Genomic DNA, 20,935 nt, shown 5'->3' with positions numbered 1-20,935 from the left:
ACATCAGTGAGTACGCTAACCAAGGTTAGTTTACTCGCTGATTTATCTTAGTTTACACGCTCATTAATTCAGCACTAAATATTAACCCTAGGATGTAGCTAAATAGCCCACATCAAATGAAGACCCTTTAATGAAAATCACTGTTACTCGCATGCTTGTACGTTCTCTTTATATCAGCTTATTTTTACTAGGCTCACTTGCTAGCACCTGCAGTGTCGCAACCGATATTAATACCTATCAAACACAGTTAGATAGTTTGGATAAAGCGCACCAGACGTTTAGCAAAGACTTTTATAAAAAAATAATTAAAACACCTGCACTACAAGATGCCCGATTTAATTCCATTGGGGCGTTATCGCAAGCGGTACAGCGTGCAAATAAAAATAATAGCCCAGTAAAAGCCATTGCCTTAATTCTTAGAAATGAATTCTTACTTAGCCGTGACTACGACGACCCAAAGGTTATTTCTTTAGTTAAAGCCGTGTTAGATAACAACGCATTACCAAGCGCTAATAAGCTCATCAAAAACATTAATCGCCAAGGCGATGATAATGTAAATACACAGCTTAATTACCTGTTAGCTGACTTTTATTTTCAACGTGAAGATTGGCAGGAAGTACTAACTTACCTTGATGATAGTATGAGTAAATTACCCTTGACGCATTACCACCATGCATTATTAATCAAGGGCATTTCATTACAAAAACAAGGCGAACATCAAGCGTCAATAAAAGCCTATGTAAAAATACCCGTGACAGCTAAAGACTACATCGCTGCGCAGTTCAATATAGCACTGGCTAACATTAGACAAGGTTGGTGGACTGATGGGCATCAACTTATTTCTCAATTATTAGCTTCTGAACAGGCAGAAAATCAAGAAAAAACATTGAACCGTTTATATATCACCTTAGGATATTCACTTCTTAATCAAGCCTATTATCGTAATGCTAGAAAAACATTTCAATCAGTCGGTTTAACTAGCCGTTATAGCAATCAAGCGTTGCTGGGTATTGCGTTAACCGCAGCTCATCAAGATGATTACATTGGCGCGTTAAATGCGACGCGTTTTTTAAAAAATAAAACCGGTGATGATCTGAATATTGATGAAGCTTATTTATTAATGCCATTTTTTTATGAAAAATCACAACAACTTGCTACCGCTTCACTGGGGTATTCTCAAGCATCAACTTATTATCAAAATAAAATCATCGCATTAACGCAGTTAATTAATACACCAATCAATTTTAACAAGTCGCCAATAACACTTAAAAATGGCGCCATCATGACTATTGAAAATACCTATGTTGATTTTTTAACTGAGTACCCACAATATTTCTTTGTTCAGCGTCACAACGCCTCACAATATAAGACTCAGCTTGCTGGCTTAAATACCCCGAAGCTTAGCCGAGACTTAATAACGCTAACCAAAGAATATGATGAGCTCACCGCTAAAATGGCAAAAAGTATTATGCAAAACAGAGTGGCTCAGTTGAATAGCTATTTAAATCAATCTAGATATGGTCTCGCTAGACTATATGACAACAATACGGTTGAACAATAATGCCGCTTATCTTAATGCTAACTAAATTAATGGCCTCGAAAAAAAGGCTATCTAAAGTAAAAAAAGCAAAATCATCAATACGTTACCTACTGATAGCTTGCTGTTTAAGTTTATTGCTTAGTGCCTGTAACGAGCAAGAAAACTCACGACAAACACTAAAAACACTACAAAGTATCGATAGCAATGAACAAACAAAAAATAACAAACAAGAGAAAGCTATCGCCACCTCTGAAAGTGACATTCGTGACGCCTACGTTAATTATTTAAAGCATGCTTCAAAATCTGATTTATCGCGTGCAGATGCTTTAAATAGACTGGCAGCTATCGAATTTAAACTATCTGAAGAATTACAACAAAACTCTACGGCAGAAGATGTTGAGTCTACCTTGGCTGAAGAAAAGCTTAACCGCACCATTAAGTTATTAGAAACATCAATAAAGGATTACCCCAAGGCTAAACACAATGATGTAACGCTTTATCAGTTAGCTAAGGCTTACGATCAAAAGGGCGGTTATGATCAAACACACCAAGCATTAAAAGCACTGGTTAAGGGGTATCCTAAATCAACTTATTATATAGAAGCACAGTTTAGGTTGGCTGAATATGCCTTTAGTGCCAAGAAATATGCCTTAGCAGAAGATAAATATACTGAAATTATCTTTGCCAAAAACAATGCGGTATTTTATGAGAAGTCGTTATATAAACGTGGCTGGGCTCGTTTTAAACAAGAGTTCTATATTGAAGCTGCCGATGACTTTGTCCAGGTTATCAACGTTAATGATTTTCAACAGTACGAGCAATTAAACGCAAGTAAGCAGAGTTTATTTGATGAGTATTTTCGCGCAATGGGCTTATCATTTTCCTACATGGGGGGCGTTGAACCATTAAATTTGTACTTTCAACAAACTGAGCATGTAAATAACTTATATTATATTTACAGCAGTTTGAGTGAAACCTTCCTCAAGCAACAGCGATATAACGATGCGGTAAGTACTTTAGACAGTTATATTTCTCTGTATCCTGATGCAGAGTTTTCAGCGAAAGCGTCCTTAAAAATTGTCGATATCTGGAAAAAAGCCGGTTTTGTTGAACAACGAAAGGCTGCTTTCGAACAGTTTTATACTGACTATCAACCGACAAGTAGCTACTGGCTTAAAAATAAAAAACAGTATAAAAAACGTTTTGAATCCATAAACCTAGCACTTAAAAAACATATATTAATTGAAACGGCGACTTACCATAAACAGTATCAGCAAAGTAATAAGTCAGCTGATTTTTCTCGTGCTGAGCGTTGGTATAAAAACTATTTAACGCACTTTTCTGCTTATTCTCGCCAAGACAATATTAACTTTTTATTCGCCTCATTATATTTACAGCATAAAAATGAAGACCTTGCCTTTAAGTATTATCAGTTAGCGGGTTTTGATGAAGAAACCATCACAAATAAAGAAGCGGCATACCAAGTTATTACCTTGGCAGATAAGTTATTAACGAACACTAAAAACAAACAAAGTCAGGCCGTTTGGATTAACCGACTCATTGACTCTTCGACATTATATGCCCAACAATACCCAACCGATAAACAAACCATTAAAGTTATCGCTCATGCCAGTGAAGTGGCTTATAGCAATAAAAAGTATGACGATACCATTCTGTTAGCTGAGTTAGTTTTCAGTGATAGAAACACTAAACTTATCAACAATATCAATATGGTTAAAGCCCATGCGTATTTTCAAACTAAACAATATTTAGCCGCAGAAAATACCTACATGGCGTTAGTGCACACTTCACAGTCAAGCTCACAACTACATTCAAAACTAACCAGTAAGGATAAATCGTCGGCTAAAGAAGGCCTTGCCTTAGCAATATTCTACCAAGGCAGTAGCGCCGCAGAACAAAAGCATCTGCAGCTTGCCATTGATCATTATGCAAGGATCTCAAACGTAGCACCAAAAACGGCAACAGCTGCGTCAGGACTATTTGATGCTATTGCCCTGTCGATTCAAAGCGAACAATGGTTACAAGCCATTGACCATATCAAGCGTTTTAGAACACTTTACCCGCTTCATAAGAACTCGAATGATGTCACCAAAAAACTATCTGTCGCTTACTTAAACTCTAAACAAGATATAGCGGCTGCTAATGAGTTGGAGAAGCTATCAAGTCATGAAAATAGCCCTGAATATAAAATGGCTTCATTGCTAAAAGCGGCTGAGTTATATCAAAAAAGTAATGATGTTACCTCAGCAATTAGATCATTAAAAAAATATATTAAAACCTACCCGCAACCTTTGATGCCTCATGTTGAATCTATGTATAAATTAACGCAATTATATAGTCAGACCAACGAACTCAATAAAAGTCTTTTTTGGCAAAAGAAAATTCTGTCGGTGGATAAGAAAACGCCTAATAGTAGCAAGAATGGTCGCTCAAAGTTTATTGCCTCCAATGCTGCAGTAGCTTTAGCACGAACAGAGCAAAAAAACTTCGCCAAGGTGAAACTCGTGACACCGTTAAAACGTAATCTCAAACGTAAGAAAAAAGCGATGCAGGCTAGCGTTAATTATTATGCTCGCGCCTCGTCGTATGGGGTCGCTGAAACGGCAACGGAAGCAACCTATGAAATCGCAACTATCTACAATGACTTTAGTCAGGCTTTATTAACATCAGAAGTGCCCAAGCATCTAAATGAAGACCAAAAAGAACAATACCTCTTTTTATTAGAAGATCAGGCTTTTCCTTTTGAAGAGAAAGCTATTGAATTTTTTGAAGTGAATTTACTGTACACCAAGGATGATATTTACGATCAATGGATACTAAAAAGCCATCAAAAATTGCAGGGTTTATTTCCAATAAGATATCAGCGTGAACCTAAAGTGGAGGACGTTATAAATGCATTACATTAAAAAATTACTGAGTATGGCCTTACTCCTGACTATTACCGCCTGTAGTAACCAGAGCACAACGACTAATACTGAGGGTGAGAATCAAAACACTCAATCGTCAGTACAGGAATTACAACTCTATAAAAGTGCCATCATTGCTTTAAATAATAATGAACTGGATAAAGCTGAGCAGTTATTTATCACCATGAGTGAACGCCAGCCTAACATTGCCGGTTCGTGGGCTAATTTAGCCTTAATCAGTATTAAAAAAACTGATTTAACGCAAGCTGAAGTTTATGCAAAAACTGCCTTAGCGAAGAACCCAAATATGCCACAGGCATTGAACTTGTCAGGTTACTTAGCACAGAAAAAGGGCGAGATTAATAAGGCAAAATCTTATTATTTGAAAGCTATCAGTCATAAATCAGATTATGCATTAGCGCATTATAACGTGGCACTACTTTTTGATATTTACCTACAAGACATTGCTAAAGCGATTGAGCATTACCAATTCTATTTAGCTTACAGTGAGCAAAAAGACGAAAACACTGAAAATTGGTTAGAAGGTCTAAAGGCAACCATGGCGGCCAATAACACATGAAAACAGTACTCATGAACATAAGACTAAAAATTAGTTTAGTAATACTGGCTGTTGTCTTTGTCGATACCAAAGCCTTGGCCAATGACGAACAAGCCACAGCGGAACCCGTAGATAGAGTCGAGTTAAAAACGAGTTTTATCAAAGGTAATAAAGAGCTACCACAAGTGCTTTACATTGTGCCTTGGCAAGAAATAAAGAAGACCACTAAAAAGCCAAAAAACATGGTGTTACACAGTTTATATGGTGATATTTTCCAGCCAATAACACCAGCAGATATTAGTGAATAATAACTAACACTTAGTATTAAAGAATAAACATAAATAATAACAGTGAGGTTCTACATGAAAAATTACTACTGGCTCCCATTTCAAGATAACGGGTGGCATAGCGATACCGTTGCTAGGATGACTAATCGTGACGCTATCTTACCTTTTTCTGATGGCACGTCTGCTAGTCGTACCCGACTTGGTAATTCCAAGCCTGCTGGACAATGGAGTGATATCGGCTCTGGCGACCAATTATTAATTGGCGGCCATGGTCATAAGTACTCTACTGAAAAAGTAACGTGGGTATTAGCCAATAAAAATGTGAGCTGGACAGCATCACAATTAGCTTCAGCAATTAAACTTAATCTTGCTAACTGCGGGCAACGTAAAATTGACTTCCATATTCTTGCCTGTTTCGGCGCTAATAACATGACACCATTAGCGAAAAGCTTTGGTTCTAAGCTCGCCAAAGAATTAAAAGTACGCGGCCTTAGAGGCACATTAACTGCTTATAAAGGCGCAACAGGTATGATGGCAGCTAGAGGTCATCAAACAGGTACTAGCCGTATTACCGCATTACCTAAGTTTGCTTTTGGTGATGGTGCGAGTACTACTGGTAACCCGACGAAAGATGCCGGGGTAATTTGGCAGTTACACCCGTAAAGTTTCAACCACTATTATTTATGGTCATTACTTAAGATAAGTAGTTCATTGCTTTGAGTAGTGGCCATAAACACCTACTATCTCCTTATTCAAAATCACCTCCCTAATCCCAATCAGTTTTTCTTAGTGATCTCATTTGAACAGCTTAGTGCATTAAGCTAAGATGGTTTTTTAATCGTTCACTGAGTAATACAATGAAAACTATAGCATTTATAACCTCTGTTTTATGCCTTGCTAGCAGCTCATTAAGCTATGCGGCAACTAATGCCGCAGTTAATACTAGTAGTAATAATACAAAGCTAGTCAACGCAGCCATGCCTGAACTAATGACGCTATATAAAGACTTACATCAAAGCCCTGAGCTTTCTAGCGTAGAATTTAATACCGCCAAGAAATTAGCTAAAACCGCCCGCGCATTAGGTTTTGAAGTCACTGAAAAAGTAGGTGGTACCGGTGTTGTTGCCGTATTAAAAAATGGTAAAGGTCCTACGGTACTAATTCGTGCTGATATGGATGCCCTACCAGTGAAAGAGCAAACAGGTTTAGCCTTTGCTTCCAAAGTTATTACTACCACTGAAGAAGGCTTACAAGCTCACGTAATGCATGCCTGTGCACATGATACCCATATGACGAGCTGGGTTGGTACCGCAAAACTGCTTAGTGAAAACAAAAAAAGTTGGTCTGGTACTTTGGTGATGATTTTACAGCCTGCTGAAGAACGTGGTCGTGGTGCAAAAGACATGCTAGCTGACGGTTTATATAAACGTTTTCCAAAGCCTGATTATGCGCTAGCTTTTCATAATTCTGCTAGTTTAAAAGCCGGTGTTATTGGTTATACCCCAGGTTTTACCTTTGCAAATGTTGATAGTGTTAATATTCTGGTAAAAGGCATTGGTGGCCATGGCGCTTACCCGCACGCCACTAAAGATCCTATTGTATTGGGCGCACGCATTGTCGGTGCCTTACAAACATTAGTTAGCCGAGAGTTAGATCCTCAAGATCCTGCGGTAGTTACTGTCGGCAGTTTTCAATCCGGCACTAAACACAATATCATTTCTGATCAGGCATTATTGCTGCTAACCGTACGTAGTTACTCTGATGAAACACGTCAAAAATTAATTGACGGCATCACCAGAATAGCTAAAGGGGAAGGCATTGCTATGGGTTTACCTGAAAAATTACTACCAGTAGTTACTCTAAAAGATGAATATACACCGGCAACCTATAATGCGCCTGAATTTACCAATGAGATGGCGCAATTATTCACCGCTGAGCTAGGTAAAGATCGTGTTATTGAAGTACCAGCAGTAATGGCAGGAGAAGATTTTGGTCGTTATTACAGAGCAGATACCAGTATTAAAAGCATGATATTTTGGGTAGGTGGTGTACCGCACGATAAATGGCAATCGGCGCAAGAAACTGGCGCAGGTTTACCATCACTACACAGCCCATTTTGGGCACCTGATGCGAGAAAAGTTATTGCTACTGCAACACAAGCAATGAACAGCGCCGTGTTAACTATTTTGGCTAAATAAGCTTCATTTAAACATTGATTGAAGCTTAAAATACGACGAGTGACTAGTTAGCCTAACTAGTCGCTGGTATTTCCTACCTTATTACCCAGTTCCCTAAATTAAATAACTGACTTCACTACTTTAATATTTAAACGTTTGGCAATACGGTTTAAATTAGCTCTATCGGTAGATAGTCGTCTTGCCGCTGCCGCCCAATTACCCTCTTCTTCTTTTAGAATTCGGCTAATTAACTGTTTTTGAAAGTTCTCTGTTTCTTCTTTCAAATGAAAGTTAGCATGCTGTTCCGCTGCTGATAATAAGCCATTCTCAGCAATCAGCTCTATCGGCAGCTCAACGCCGACCGCGTTAAGTGATCCACAATCAACTTTATCGATAGAGATTATCGCTTTATCACGTTGTCGAGCACGCGCTTTTAAAGTTGCTCGACTAACCACATGTTCTAATTCACGTACATTACCTGGCCAGTTGTATTGCGTTAAATGGGCTACCGCTTGCTCGGTAATTTTTAATTGAGTTATGCCAAGCTTACGTCGGGTTTGTTCAACAAAATAACCAGCTAATAGCTGCACATCACCAACTCTTTCATAAAGCCTTGGTACTCTAATGGGATAGACACTTAATCTGTGATACAAATCGGCACGAAAGCGCCCTTCACCGACTTCTTCTTTTAAGTCTCGATTGGTCGCGGCGACAATACGAACGTCAACTTCTTCAACATTGTCTTGGCCAACCGGTTGGATCTCATTACTCTGTATAGCTCTTAAAATCTTACTCTGTGCAGCCAGCGGTAACTCCCCTATTTCATCTAAAAATAATGTACCACCATCAGCCAGTGCGAATTTACCGGCACGGTTTCTTTCTGCGCCAGTAAATGCTCCTTTTACATGACCAAAAAGCTCACTTTCAATCAGATTTTCCGGCAGAGCAGCACAATTTACATAAACCATAGGCCCATTATGTCGCAGTGACTTTTGATGTAAGGTTCGGGCAACAAGTTCTTTACCTACTCCGGTTTCACCATAGATCAGGATGTTGAAATCAGAGGAGGCGACAATATCTAATTCTTGTTTTAACTGCGACATGATTGGACTTTCACCAATGAGTTCCCCACCATCACGTTTCCACGCTTCTTCGGTTAACTCTGCCACAACTCGCTGTGAATGATCCGCCCTACTTTCTAATTGATCCAGCAAAAAAGCGGTATTGAGCGTTGCTGCCGCAATGGCCGAAATAACCTCTAAGGTACGTACCTCAATATCTTCAAAATCATGGGGCGTTAGGCTATCAATCGTTAATAAACCTAACAATTTATCATCATAATACAGTGGTAATCCCATGCATGAATGCACAGGTAAATCGCCTTCACGATCTATTAATAGTCCATCGTATGGATCAGGTAATGGTGAGTCGGCAGCAAAACGAATTGGTGATTTTGATTGGCAAAGCGCTAGAAATCGAGGGTGCTCTTGAACATAAAAACGACGCCCTAAGGTATCTCGACTTAATCCTTGTAGGGCAATAGGTTTGAGCACGTCACCATGAAAAGACAGCAATGCTACCGCATCACAGGTAATGGTTTTTCTAACGGTATCTAATAAACGATCAAATCTATCTTTGCTATTTAAACTCGTTGCAAGATCGAGTGCTAACTCAATAACTGCCGTTGAAGATATTTGTTTCATAGTTTGTCCTGGTGCGAGAACCGATTTTGAACGTTAGCTTTAAAGGTAGAGTCACTGTAACTATTACTGCAACTTTCAGTGAGACAAAATAACACATCCGAGTCTTTATGACTACCAATGTAATGAGTCGATATGACTACATAAAGTAAACATTAAAACATAAACCATTGAATATAGTGAACAAATAAATGTGGCACTTACTTTGCAATTACATAGATAAATAAGTGCAGTAAGTAAATAACATTAGATAAGAGGCCGCCATGTATTCACAATTTTCTATCGCTCGCCAACTACCCACTATAGATAACGCATTAGGTTTTCAAAAGTGCTTAGTTATAGGTAACTACTTAATGTTGCTGTCTGTATTGATTGTGAGTACGTCTATATTTATTGCTTTCGGGTATGACGAACACTTCACCATTTCAGCGCAAGTATCTGCGCATATTGCCACTATCGTTTTTGCTGGTTTACTCAAAATTGGCTATGTCTTGCGCTGTGTTGCTTTACATGGCTTTGGTAAAAGGAACTTTTAATATGTTACAAATTCAAGATTCAGAGACTGCTCAACTAACTTATGACCAGCAAGGTACAAGTTCAGTCAGCTTTATAGCACAGCACCCAGCGCTTGATTTACCCTTTAGAAGCTACTTTTTACTTGCCGTGGTTTGCTCTTTGTTCTCGTTAGGAATATGGGCAGCATACTTTAATGGTTATTTCACTTTTAGTGAAAATGGCATTAGCCCCTTAGCCTGGCATATTCATGAAATGATATTTGGTTTTGCTGCCACCGTTGCTGTCGGTTTTGTTCTAACTGCGGCACAAACATGGACAGGACAACCAAGCATTAAAGGCTTACCTGTATTAGCTTTTATAGCACTTTGGCTAATGGTTAGAGTCGCCTTATTAATTAACTTACCTAGCACTATTGTCATAGCCATCATCTTGCAAAGCTTTTGGTGGCTTGGTGCCATTGCTGTTTTCACGCGCTTAGTACTTAAAAGTAACAACCGCCGAAACTACCTATTTATTCCATTATTATCGGTATTAATGCTGCTTAATATTGCCTTATTACTGCTCGACTTCAACGGTCATTATGAATTGACCCGTCATATTGCTAGAACCAGTGTGCTGATGTTTTGCTTGCTAATGGGTATTTTAGGTGGTCGAGTGATCCCTTTTTTCACCGTATCAGGTGCTAAACTTTCACCAATAACTAGCCCTAGTTGGCTAACACCATTACTAACCATTACTTCAGTTTCAGGTGTAGCGGTATTTTTTAGTTCGACTTTCATTGATTTACCCTTTAGCCCTGCTGGATTAATGATAACAGCAGGACTACTTCACCTCGTTAGACAAAGTTACTGGCGTAGCTTTGCTACCAGAAACATCGCTTTATTATGGTCCTTGCACTTATCGTATTTTTCACTAGGTATGGGATTAATATTACTCGGTATGAGCTACCACCCCTTGCATGGCATTGGCTTTATTCAATTAGCCATTCCCTTTGGTGATGCACTGCATTTAATTACCATAGCCGCAATGGGCTTGATGATTTTTTCCATGATGAGCCGAGTATCGCTTGGTCACACAGGCAGAGCATTAACACCGAGTAAACTGGTTTCATGGGTCTTTATTCTGATTACTCTCTCAGCACTGACACGAGCCTTTATGCCAACATTAATTTCTCAGCCGCTGTTGAGTTGGAATATTAGCGCCTTCGCATGGCTAATCGCCGGTGCTTTGTTCTTAAAAATTTACTACCCGATTTTGACCGCTAAAAAAATTGAGAAGTCCTTTAGTCGTTAAAAGAATAAATACACAGCAATAGCAATTATTTCAAAAATACAAAATCCATTAATACCACGCTAGGTAATTTTACCTAGCGTTCATTTTTAATTTCCGTTTGCCTTAGGAGCAATCATGTTAACTGACCAACACATCGACATAATAAAAAGTACTATTCCCCTGTTAGAAAATGCAGGTCCCGCGTTAACTGGGCATTTTTATCAACGATTGTTCACCCATAACCCTGAACTACAAGACATCTTCAATATGGCCAATCAACACTCTGGTAGACAGCAAGTTGCTTTGTTTGAAGCTATAGCAGCTTATGCTAAAAATATTGAAAACTTAGCGGTATTAACCACTGCGGTTGAGCGTATTGCGCAGAAACATACTAGTTTCAATATTAAAGCACCGCACTACGCGGTTGTAGGTCATCACCTTATCGAGACATTGCGTGAATTAGCCAGCGACGCTTTCACTGCCGATGTTGAAGAAGCATGGACAGCAGCTTACCAATTTTTAGCGCAAATATTTATTAACAGAGAAGAAGAACTATACCAAGAACGAGCTGAGTCATTAGGTGGTTGGCGCGACGCCAGAGCATTTACAGTGATAGATAAACAAGTTGAATCTAAATTAGTCACGAGCTTTATTTTTGCACCTGTTGATAACAAACCAGTAATAGGCTTTAAGCCTGGCCAGTATCTAGGTATTGAAGTCTCTGATCCAAAAAGGGAGTTTAAAGAAATACGTCAATATTCTTTATCTGATAAAGCGAACAATGAAAGCTATAGAATTTCAGTAAAACGTGAAGCAAACGAAGTACCTGGTATTGTTTCAAACTATTTACATGATGAGCTACATATTGGTGATGAAGTTGATTTATACGCGCCAGCAGGTGACTTTTTCTTTACTGACCGTCAAGCTCCGGTGGTATTGCTTTCTGCCGGTGTTGGCATAACGCCGATGCAAGCCATGTTAGAGACGTTAGCACACCAAGGTTATAACAAATCAGTACAATATTTACATGCCTGTGAAAACAGCGAGCAACATTCATTTTCAACAAAAACAGCCAGTCTTATTAGTGAAAATAATTGGCAACAAGCTATTTGGTATCGAGACGGAGTGAATGAGCAAGCACATATTCATCACGGCATGATGGATTTAACCAAGGTAGAATTACCTATTGAACACGGAAACTTCTATCTTTGTGGACCGATTCCTTTCATGCAATTTGCCAAGCAGAAACTACTCAGTTTAGGCGTAGTATTAGAAAATATTCACTATGAAGTCTTTGGTCCTCATGCCGATTTATAACTAAAACAGGAGCTTTAAAATCTCACTAGAATTTGCCGATAAATAATCGTCACGAAAAAATAAAGTAGCACTTAACAGCTGCTGCTTTATTTAATTCGTAGCATTAGTAGAAAGTTTACATTGGGATTCGTTCATTGTGCTGTTCATAGCAGTAAACTAGCCTAGAAAAAAAGTTCTAAGCTCTGCTATTGTCGGCTGAGATCTAAATATCAAACTACCGTCAATAAAAATATTAGGTGAATGGCGAATATGATTTGATTCAACTAAATCAAGGTTTTCTTCAATATATTCAACACTATAATTTATACCCACACTTTCTAGGTTACGCTTAAGGCCAGGTAAACTAGGGTCGGTATGTGTTACTAGAAGTTGTACATCCATCATTAACTCCAATTAAGCAATTTATTAACTTCTAATATTAGTATAGCTAGATATTTTCCTTTATGAGCTTTAGTTAAACCCTAACAATTAGTACCTGCCAGCTAGCTTCTAATGATCATCAATAATATATTATTTTATTACCTTACTAGTTTTTTATTCTCTATATTTATTAGCTCACGTTTTCGATTATCCCCCCAACGATATCCGCCTAATGCACCGTCACCACGTATTACTCGGTGACATGGAATAACCAGAGCGACATTATTACCCGCACAAGCATTGGCCACAGCTCGGTATGCTTTAGGGGCACCAATAGCTTTAGCTATTTCGCCGTAAGACATCACTTCACCATAAGCAATGGTTCTTAAAAAGTCCCAGACCTTTTTTTGAAATGCAGTTGCTCGTACATCTAGCGGTAAATTGAGTTCATTTGAACACCCCGTTAAATACACGTTGAGTAGATTTAACCAATGATGTAATTGCTCTGAGTTTTCATCCGGCATTAAGGTTATTTCAGCGCTTGGGTATTCAGCAACAAGTTGAGCCAATAACTGATGCTTAGACTCGCCAAATTGTAAAAATGATAGCCCTTTATCTGTTGCAGCAATCAACACTAGTCCTAGCGTTGTCAGGTCAATAGCATAAGATATTCTTACCCCTGCCCCACCTTGCAGATACTTTTTCGGAGTCATACCTAAATGACTATTCATTCGTCCATAAATGACAGAACTAGACTCAATGCCTGACTGGTATATAGCATGACTAACGTTATCGGTTTCTCGTAAGTTTTTCTTTAGTAGCGTTAACTGAATTTGATCGATATAACTTTTTGGCGTAACACCCAGGTATTTTTTAAACAATCTGTTTAGCTGAAATTGATTGATACCTATCGACTCGGCTAATTGCAACGCAGTTATCGAGCCTTCGGTATGCTGTTCTATTTTTCGACAAGCGTGGATAAGTTTAATTAATCCGCTATCTTGCTGAGCATTTTTGTCAGGCTGGCAACGTTTACAGGCTCGATATCCCTCAGCCTGAGCTAACGAAATACTGTCGAAAATAATAATGTTATCTATCAGCGGTGTTTTGCTTTTACACGATACATTGCAGAATATTTTTGTGGTTTGAACACCATAGTAAAATTGAAAATCAAATGCATCATCTCGTGCTAATACTGCCGTAGAATAGACTTCATTAACCATAGTAAATATCCTTAATTTAACGCCGTTACTTTCTATCAAGTCTTAAGCTGTAGCAACCATAAGCAGCAAATCTTGCGATGATAAAATCAACCTGTTCTTGTTGAAAAAACTCAACGATTGTTTGTTCTGCATTGGCAGGAGTCACTAGCCGTGCATCAGAAATAGACTCTTGCTTATCATACGCCCTTAAAACAAATACTTCGCCAAAGTAATCATTGATAGAGTTAGTCGGCAAAGGAATTTTATCATAATTAACAGGCTCATCAGTTTGGTTAGCCAACACAAAAACAGCGCCGTATTCTTTATAAGGGCCTGGTTTTGAAAAGGGGCAATAACTCCCAAGTATTAATTCTTCACCGACATTCGCTCGTCGTAAGACATCTCGACACGGCTCTCCGCCTTTTGCTACTGTGGTGACTACAGGCTGATTTTGATCATCAATTCCTGCTTGTCTTACCTTCATTAAAAAATCGTTTCTTATAGGCGTAATTTGATAATTCACACGTAATCCTTAATACATCAATGATTAGCTAAATCTAAAAGGAATTTAACTTTCGATAAGCATAAACGCCTGACCATTGAGTAACTATCGGATTATTGCGCTGTGACATTATTTATGGGAATACAATGTTAATTACCCTTGATTCATATAAAAATCAATCAACCCCTGTGTAGAACTATCATGCTTAGTATTAATATTTTGTGTCATAAGTTCTTGCTGGATTTTATTAGCCAGACCTTTACCTAGCTCTACGCCCCATTGATCAAAAGAGCATATTTGCAAAATAATGCCTTGCACAAAAATTTTGTGTTCATACAAAGCAATCAAACTACCTAAACTTTTAGGTGAAATCTGCTTCATTAAAATGGTATTTGTCGGTCTATTACCTTTGTGAACTTTGTGCGGCGCCACCTTATCTATATAATCTGCTGTTCGCCCTTTTGCTTTTAAATCAGCTCTAACTTGCTCCTCATTTACGCCTTGCATTAACGCTTGAGTTTGCGCAAAAAAGTTAGCCATTAGAGTTTCATGATGGCCTTTTACCGGTGTGACACTATTAATCGAGCCGATAAAATCTGCCGGTACTATGTTATTACTTTGATGTAGATATTGGTAAAAAGCATGCTGGCCGTTTATGCCTAGTTCCCCCCAAATAGAGGGTACAGTTGCATACGAAATTTCTTCTCCATGCCAGCTAACCGACTTGCCGTTACTCTCCATTTCAGCTTGCTGTAAATAAGCAGACAACATATGAAGCGATTGATCATAAGGTAATATAGCCTGAGACTGAGCACCTAAAAAAGTACAATTCCATACGCTCAGTAACGCCAAAATAACTGGCGCATTCTCTGCGAGTGGTGCTTGTTTAAAGTGACAATCCGTTTCAAACGCGCCATCGAGTAATTCAATAAACTTATCAAAACCTAAATCTAGCGCGATAGGTAAACCAATCGCTGACCATAATGAAAATCGACCGCCAACCCAATCCCACATATCGAATATATTTTCTGCAGCAATACCAAACTCAATAGCATTTTTTTTGTTAGATGAAACCGCAACAAAGTGCTTACTAATAGCTTCAGCATCAAATGAAGAGGCGACCAACCATTGCATTGCGGTTTGCGCATTGGTCATAGTTTCAGTAGTAGTGAAGGTTTTACTAGAGACAATAAACAGCACGTTTTCGGGGTTTAAAGGCCTTAAAACGTTAGCGATTTGTGTGCCATCAACATTAGAAACATAATGCACATTGACACTATCATCACTGTATTGTTTTAAAGCCTCTGTGACCATTTGTGGGCCTAAGTTAGAGCCACCAACACCAATGTTAACAATATCGGTAATACGTTTACCGCTATAGCCGCGCCACTTTCCTTGTCTTACATTCTCAGTGAACAACTGCATCTGTTTCAGTGCTGTACGTATGCTGTCTTTGACATTGTGACCATCAACAATGAAAGGCTCATTAGTACTATCTCTCAGCAAAGTATGAAGTACCGCTCGGTCTTCTGTTTTATTGATATGCTCCCCAGCAAACATTTTATCGCGCCACGATTCAACCTGACATTCATCGGCTAGTTTAAGTAATAAGTTCAAGGTCTCTTCGGTAATCAAGTTTTTAGAGTAATCGAGTAGCATACTCGGCAATTGAATAGAGAAATCATTAAAGCGATTATCATTAGCTTCAAATAAATCATTCATATGCCTACTTTTCATGGCTTGGCTGTGTTTTATCAATTGCTGCCAACTTGGTAGTGATTCTCTTGTGGTCATGGCCATTCCTTAAAATTATTTAGTTATATCTAGGAGTATCTGGTGGGTAGGTATTGAGATAAGCCTTATGTTAATCTTTTATATTTAACGCTTATGCGGAGCCTAGTGTTTTTATTTTTTCTGCTATCAACGTTTTTAGCTGTTGCCACTCTTCGGCTTGCCATTGACCATCATGAGGTAACATAGAAAAGTGATCCGCGTTAGGCATGATAATTTGATCAACTACTCCCTTAGCATTATCACAATAATGTTGTGTTTGACTAATGTTCACACAAGTATCTTGTGCACCGTGAACAAGTGTTAAATTTATATCTTCGCTATATAAAGTACTGGGATCGCAAGCGAGATAACGTTCAGCTTTAGTGTTGGCGCAACCCCCCATCAATCGTTGTATTTGCTCTGGTTGGTCAACATCACCAGCGTTAAAGAGGTTTGAAATAGCAGCGATTGAAATAACACTATGTATCGATAGAGGCTTTTCTTCATAAAGCTCGCTGTCTGGAGCAATGTTACTTCTTGAAGCTGCCCAGGTAGTTAAATGTCCGCCAGCTGAGTGGCCAATAAGTAACACACGATTCAAATCTAAGTTTTCTTCATTAGCAATTGTTTTTAGATGGTCTAATCCCGCAGCAATATCTTTAAATGTTGCTGGCCATGGCGCTTTAATATTTTCACCTATAGCATCCATACGCCGATATTCTAAATTCCATATCGCGGTATCAAAACCTTGTAAATAATCAACAATGGCAGAAGTCGCATAAGAGTCTAAACTATGGCTATCTTTCCAATAACCTCCATGAATGACAACTACAATAGGTAGTATTTTAGTGGAATTAGGTTTGTATAGGTGAGCGAACTGCTGGCTATCACGGCCATAAAAAATAATTTTTTTCAGGTGATTGGTCATAAATACATAGATTTTAATAATAATCGCGCTTAAGATGGTATAACAGGTACACCAACCAAGCAACAATTTTAATTATCTGTGTAATATTGCATAAATGTCTAAAATTCAATCAATTTCAATAATTTCGTATACATTTTACTTTGCCTTGGTATAATAGCAAAATAGGTAAACACATAACCGATACTGTGTTAAGGAGCTACACATGCCAATTACGATTAAACGTCCCGTTGAAAGAAAAAAATTATCTGAAACTGTTGAAGAAGAGTTAGAGTTAATGATCCGCCAAGGCGAAATTGCTGAAGGTGATGCACTTCCCTCAGAAAGAGAGTTAATGGCTGCGTTTGGTGTTGGTAGACCTTCAATTCGCGATGCTTTGTCTGCACTTGCACGTAAAGGCTTAGTCAAAATTAGCAGCGGTGAAAGAACCCGAGTAACGAGACCTTCGCCAGATACTATTATCTCTGAGCTGTCGGGTATGTCGAAAGATTTTTTATCTCAGCCTAATGGCTTACAGTATTTTGACCAACTTAGAAGTTTCTTTGAATCAAGCTTAGTGCGTCATGCCGCTGAATTTGCTACCGAAGAGCAAATTGAAGAGTTAGAAAAAGCACTTGAATTAAATGGTAAAGCTATTAATAGTGAGAACCAATTTAAGAAAACAGATATTTACTTCCATCGTGTTATCGCCTCAATACCGGGTAATCCAATCTTTTTAGCTATTCATCAAGCGCTTGTTGATTGGGTTATTGATGCAAGACCAGCAAAAACTAATGCCAAAGTGCTCAACGCTAAGAGCCATCAAGATCATGTTGAAATTTTAGAGTGCATTAAAAAGCGTGATGTTGAAGGAGCGGATAAAAAGCTTACTCAACATTTAGAATACGTCTTTGAAAAGTATTACGCCGAATAACAAGTCACGCCATATCAAACCTTAATATCACGCTTAAAGGCTGCCATTCGGTAGCCTTTTTTGTTGGAATTTTTTCAACATAGATTATCGTGTAAAGAGAGAAAATTATCAAAGACTGTAAATAAAGTAGGATGTTTTTATAGTATTAATAAAACACAAGTGGTATAACAGGTATACAGCACAAAACAATACCACTTGAGTACATATGATTACAAAGATGTTTAAATATGCAGTCATTTCATTTTTAATGATGCCCTTATTCACCAACGCCCAAACTATTATTAATTGGCAGGAAGTAAGCACGTCTTCAGTTGAACAAGTTGACATCGGCCATGGCGCCTTTATAAGTAAGCAAAATAATAACTTAATTATCTCTTCAGGGGTAAATATTGACAAAACGACTAACAAGTCACCTTTTATTGCCGAGAAATTAGCACGTAATAACCAATTAAATAGCATGTACATCGTAAGTGGCGAAAGTGTTTTTCCTACGACTTTAACTACTGAACTAGGTAACAGAGCCTACGCAGCATCAGCAAGCTTTCATGATACAACACTTGTTATCGGTGGTATTGCCAAAAATGAGGCATCAGCCTTAGTTAACATAGTCAACTGGCAAGCGTCATCAAAAACACTGCAAAGTTATGCACTACCTAACTTACCTCAAGCGGCCTCTTCTCCTTCGACTGTCATTATTGATAATACCCTTTATGTTTTAACCGGCTCTGACGCGAATAATCAATTCTACACGTTAGACTTAAGCACGTTAGTAAACAATAAAGGTGAATTATCCTTTAACAAAAGTGATATCTCCTACTTTACTGCTCACAGTTCGTGGAAAAAACTGCCCGGTTTACCATTAGCCAGTAGAAATAAACCTTATCAAAACGCTATCCAATTAGCGGTACAAAATGATGGCAGTGGTGAGAAAATATTCGCAATGGGTGGTTATCAGTTTTCTGAGGGTTACCTTACTAATCAAGGTGAAGTAACACCACTTATTAGCCATTGGAAATATGATCCTTCATCTCAAAGTTCTGACAAAAACTGGCAGGAACTTGGCGATATATTTATTGCTAAAAATTCACTTAAAGAACGAATTAATACGCTAACGACCTTAGGACAATCACATATATTAGCATTCACCAACCAAGGTAATACCTTGTCATTTAATGCTATTACCAAAAGTTGGACGAAATATTTAGCTGTTAACAATATTGCTGAAAGTGACAAGACACAGAAAAACAATCCTCAAAATAACACCGTAAACTCTGCGCGTTTTATTAGTGAAAGCGTAACCTCCTCTAACGGTGAAGTATTTTCACTAAATCGCGCTGATGATAATCAAGGATCACTACATCTTTGGCAAGTATCGCTCAAACAACCTGAAAAGAATTTCGGTTGGGTGAATATGACGGTACTCATGGTCTATTTATTAGGTGTAGTGCTGCTTGGCCTGTTCTTTATGTTTAAGAATAAAAATACCGATGATTACTTCCGTGGTGGTCAATCGATTCCTTGGTGGGCAGCAGCCTGCTCCATTTATGCCACCTTGTTAAGCTCATTAACTTATGTCGCCCTGCCTGCCATGGTCTATCAAACCAATTGGTTAGTGTTAATTGGTATTTGGATGATTGTTGTCGCTGCACCAATTGCTGTTTACGTTGCTATGCCTTTTTTCCGTCAAATCAATGCCACCAGTGCCTATGAATACCTATCGAAACGTTTCAATATGACTGTTAGGTTATTTGCTAGTGGCTTATTTACTTTATTTCATATTAGCCGTATGGGTATAGTGATGGCGCTAACCGCCTTAGCGTTGTCCGCTGTAACGCCACTATCCGCCAGTGATAGCGTACTAATAATGGGCGTATTGTGTTTAATATATTGCACCATGGGCGGTATTGAAGCGGTTATTTGGACAGATACCTTACAAACCATAGTATTGCTTATTGGCGCTGTTATTTGTTTTATTACCATTATTATGGGATTAGATGGCGGTTTAACTGACTTTATCCGCATTGGCCTCAGTGATGATAAATTTACTATGGTCAATGCTGACTTTAGTTCAAGCAGCATAATGACCCTTTCTATTTGGGTAATTGTGCTTGGCGGTATCGGTCAAAATTTGGCAAGTTACACTGCTGACCAATCAATTGTACAACGATATATGGTCACCAAGGACTCTAAGGCTGCAGCAAAATCAATTTGGGCTAATGTTGCCATGGCGGTACCTGGTACGCTGTTATTTTTCTGTATTGGTACTGGTCTGTATGCTTTTTATCAAATGCATCCAGAAAAGTTAGATCCTACTATTCAAATTGATCAAATTTTCCCAATGTTCATCGCAACTGAATTACCAATAGGCCTTGCCGGATTAATTGTTGCAGGTATTTTTGCTGCCGCACAATCTACGGTATCAACCAGTATGAATTCTACCGCGACTACGCTAATAACAGATTTCATCAAACCCTTTAACTTGATTAAAACAGAAAAGGGTTACTTGAATGCGGCACGCTGGTTAACGTTTGTTATGGGCGCATTAGGCACGCTTGCAGGTCTTGTTTTTATTAACCCTGAAATTTATTCATTAATGGCCGCTTATTTTAAAGTAATTGGAATGTTTATGGGCGTACTCGGTGGTTTATTTGTACTCGGCGCACTCACTAAAAGAGCCAATTCTACGGGTGCCATAATAGGTATTATCTCCAGTTATATAACCACGATTGCAGCATGGCAATTAGGTTGGGCTAACGGCTATTTATACGCCACCATAGGTATTTTTTCATGTCTAATCTTTGGCTATATAGGCAGCTTGTTAACGCAGACAGCTAAATCCACAGAAAAAGACTTAACTGGCTTGACCTTATATACCATGCACCCTCCCGTGACTAAATAGTCATAAACTTTTATTCATATCAATCCGTATAAAGAAGTACTCACTTTATTATGCGGATTAGTATTA

At 38.5% G+C, this 20,935-nt stretch carries 17 protein-coding genes; 11 read left to right on the top strand and 6 right to left on the bottom strand.

Annotation, left to right across the window (positions count from 1 at the left end):
- Positions 1-130 precede the first annotated feature (130 nt).
- The 6 genes from CXF85_RS11905 to CXF85_RS11880 all read left to right on the top strand — a co-directional run bounded on the left by CXF85_RS11905 (position 131) and on the right by CXF85_RS11880 (position 7,511).
- Positions 131-1,561, top strand: coding sequence for a tetratricopeptide repeat protein (locus CXF85_RS11905; protein WP_101228760.1), 1,431 nt, complete (start codon positions 131-133; stop codon positions 1,559-1,561).
- Entirely contained in the window at positions 1,561-4,467 is a 2,907-nt protein-coding gene (locus CXF85_RS11900; protein WP_101228759.1) for a tetratricopeptide repeat protein, read from the top strand. Before CXF85_RS11905 ends, CXF85_RS11900 begins: the two co-directional genes overlap by 1 nt.
- Positions 4,454-5,047: a hypothetical protein gene (locus CXF85_RS11895; protein WP_101228758.1), complete on the top strand. Its 594-nt coding sequence runs from the start codon at positions 4,454-4,456 to the stop codon at positions 5,045-5,047. The genes CXF85_RS11900 and CXF85_RS11895 overlap by 14 nt, the downstream gene beginning before the upstream one ends.
- Positions 5,044-5,334 (top strand): hypothetical protein, encoded by a 291-nt coding sequence (locus CXF85_RS11890; protein WP_101228757.1) that lies wholly within the window; start codon positions 5,044-5,046, stop codon positions 5,332-5,334. The genes CXF85_RS11895 and CXF85_RS11890 overlap by 4 nt, the downstream gene beginning before the upstream one ends.
- Before the next feature lie 54 nt (positions 5,335-5,388).
- Positions 5,389-5,976, top strand: a complete 588-nt coding sequence (locus CXF85_RS11885; protein ID WP_101228756.1) for a hypothetical protein — start codon at positions 5,389-5,391, stop codon at positions 5,974-5,976.
- Between the two features lie 194 nt (positions 5,977-6,170).
- Positions 6,171-7,511, top strand: coding sequence for an amidohydrolase (locus tag CXF85_RS11880; RefSeq protein WP_101228755.1), 1,341 nt, complete (start codon positions 6,171-6,173; stop codon positions 7,509-7,511).
- 98 nt (positions 7,512-7,609) lie between these two features.
- Here CXF85_RS11880 and norR read toward each other — a convergent pair whose 3' ends face one another.
- Complete coding sequence (gene norR / locus CXF85_RS11875) at positions 7,610-9,193, bottom strand: nitric oxide reductase transcriptional regulator NorR (protein WP_101228754.1); 1,584 nt, start codon at positions 9,191-9,193, stop codon at positions 7,610-7,612.
- A 260-nt stretch (positions 9,194-9,453) separates the two neighbouring features.
- On the opposite strand from norR, the gene CXF85_RS11870 reads away from it, so the two are divergent.
- The 3 genes from CXF85_RS11870 to hmpA all read left to right on the top strand — a co-directional run bounded on the left by CXF85_RS11870 (position 9,454) and on the right by hmpA (position 12,295).
- Entirely contained in the window at positions 9,454-9,726 is a 273-nt protein-coding gene (locus CXF85_RS11870; protein ID WP_101228753.1) for a hypothetical protein, read from the top strand.
- Position 9,727: 1 nt separating this feature from the next.
- Entirely contained in the window at positions 9,728-10,999 is a 1,272-nt protein-coding gene (locus CXF85_RS11865; protein ID WP_101228752.1) for an NnrS family protein, read from the top strand.
- 114 nt (positions 11,000-11,113) lie between these two features.
- Positions 11,114-12,295 (top strand): NO-inducible flavohemoprotein, encoded by a 1,182-nt coding sequence (hmpA, locus tag CXF85_RS11860; RefSeq protein ID WP_101228751.1) that lies wholly within the window; start codon positions 11,114-11,116, stop codon positions 12,293-12,295.
- A 156-nt stretch (positions 12,296-12,451) separates the two neighbouring features.
- On the opposite strand, the gene CXF85_RS11855 is transcribed toward hmpA, so the two are convergent.
- From CXF85_RS11855 to CXF85_RS11835, 5 genes are all read right to left on the bottom strand, one after another.
- Complete coding sequence (locus tag CXF85_RS11855) at positions 12,452-12,676, bottom strand: hypothetical protein (RefSeq protein WP_101228750.1); 225 nt, start codon at positions 12,674-12,676, stop codon at positions 12,452-12,454.
- A gap of 137 nt (positions 12,677-12,813) precedes the next feature.
- Positions 12,814-13,878 carry a bifunctional transcriptional activator/DNA repair enzyme AdaA gene (locus CXF85_RS11850; protein WP_101228749.1) on the bottom strand — a complete coding sequence of 355 codons (1,065 nt, stop codon included), beginning with the start codon at positions 13,876-13,878 and terminating at the stop codon, positions 12,814-12,816.
- 25 nt (positions 13,879-13,903) lie between these two features.
- Positions 13,904-14,380 carry a DUF1203 domain-containing protein gene (locus CXF85_RS11845; RefSeq protein ID WP_101228748.1) on the bottom strand — a complete coding sequence of 159 codons (477 nt, stop codon included), beginning with the start codon at positions 14,378-14,380 and terminating at the stop codon, positions 13,904-13,906.
- 132 nt (positions 14,381-14,512) lie between these two features.
- Positions 14,513-16,153 (bottom strand): glucose-6-phosphate isomerase, encoded by a 1,641-nt coding sequence (pgi, locus tag CXF85_RS11840; RefSeq protein ID WP_101228747.1) that lies wholly within the window; start codon positions 16,151-16,153, stop codon positions 14,513-14,515.
- Positions 16,154-16,244: 91 nt separating this feature from the next.
- Complete coding sequence (locus CXF85_RS11835; RefSeq protein WP_101228746.1) at positions 16,245-17,060, bottom strand: alpha/beta hydrolase family protein; 816 nt, start codon at positions 17,058-17,060, stop codon at positions 16,245-16,247.
- 202 nt (positions 17,061-17,262) lie between these two features.
- Here CXF85_RS11835 and CXF85_RS11830 point away from each other — a divergent pair, with 202 nt between their 5' ends.
- Both CXF85_RS11830 and CXF85_RS11825 read left to right on the top strand, forming a co-directional pair.
- Positions 17,263-17,970 (top strand): transcriptional regulator NanR, encoded by a 708-nt coding sequence (locus tag CXF85_RS11830; RefSeq protein WP_101228745.1) that lies wholly within the window; start codon positions 17,263-17,265, stop codon positions 17,968-17,970.
- Between the two features lie 217 nt (positions 17,971-18,187).
- On the top strand, positions 18,188-20,869 hold the full coding sequence (locus tag CXF85_RS11825; RefSeq protein WP_101228805.1) for a sodium:solute symporter family transporter: 2,682 nt from the start codon (positions 18,188-18,190) through the stop codon (positions 20,867-20,869).
- Positions 20,870-20,935: the final 66 nt, after the last annotated feature.

Origin of the sequence: Colwellia sp. 75C3, assembly GCF_002836255.1 — a bacterium.
GTDB lineage: Bacteria > Pseudomonadota > Gammaproteobacteria > Enterobacterales > Alteromonadaceae > Colwellia.
The sequence above is the reverse complement of the archived record's forward strand: the minus strand, read 5'-3'. Positions and strand labels throughout refer to the sequence as shown.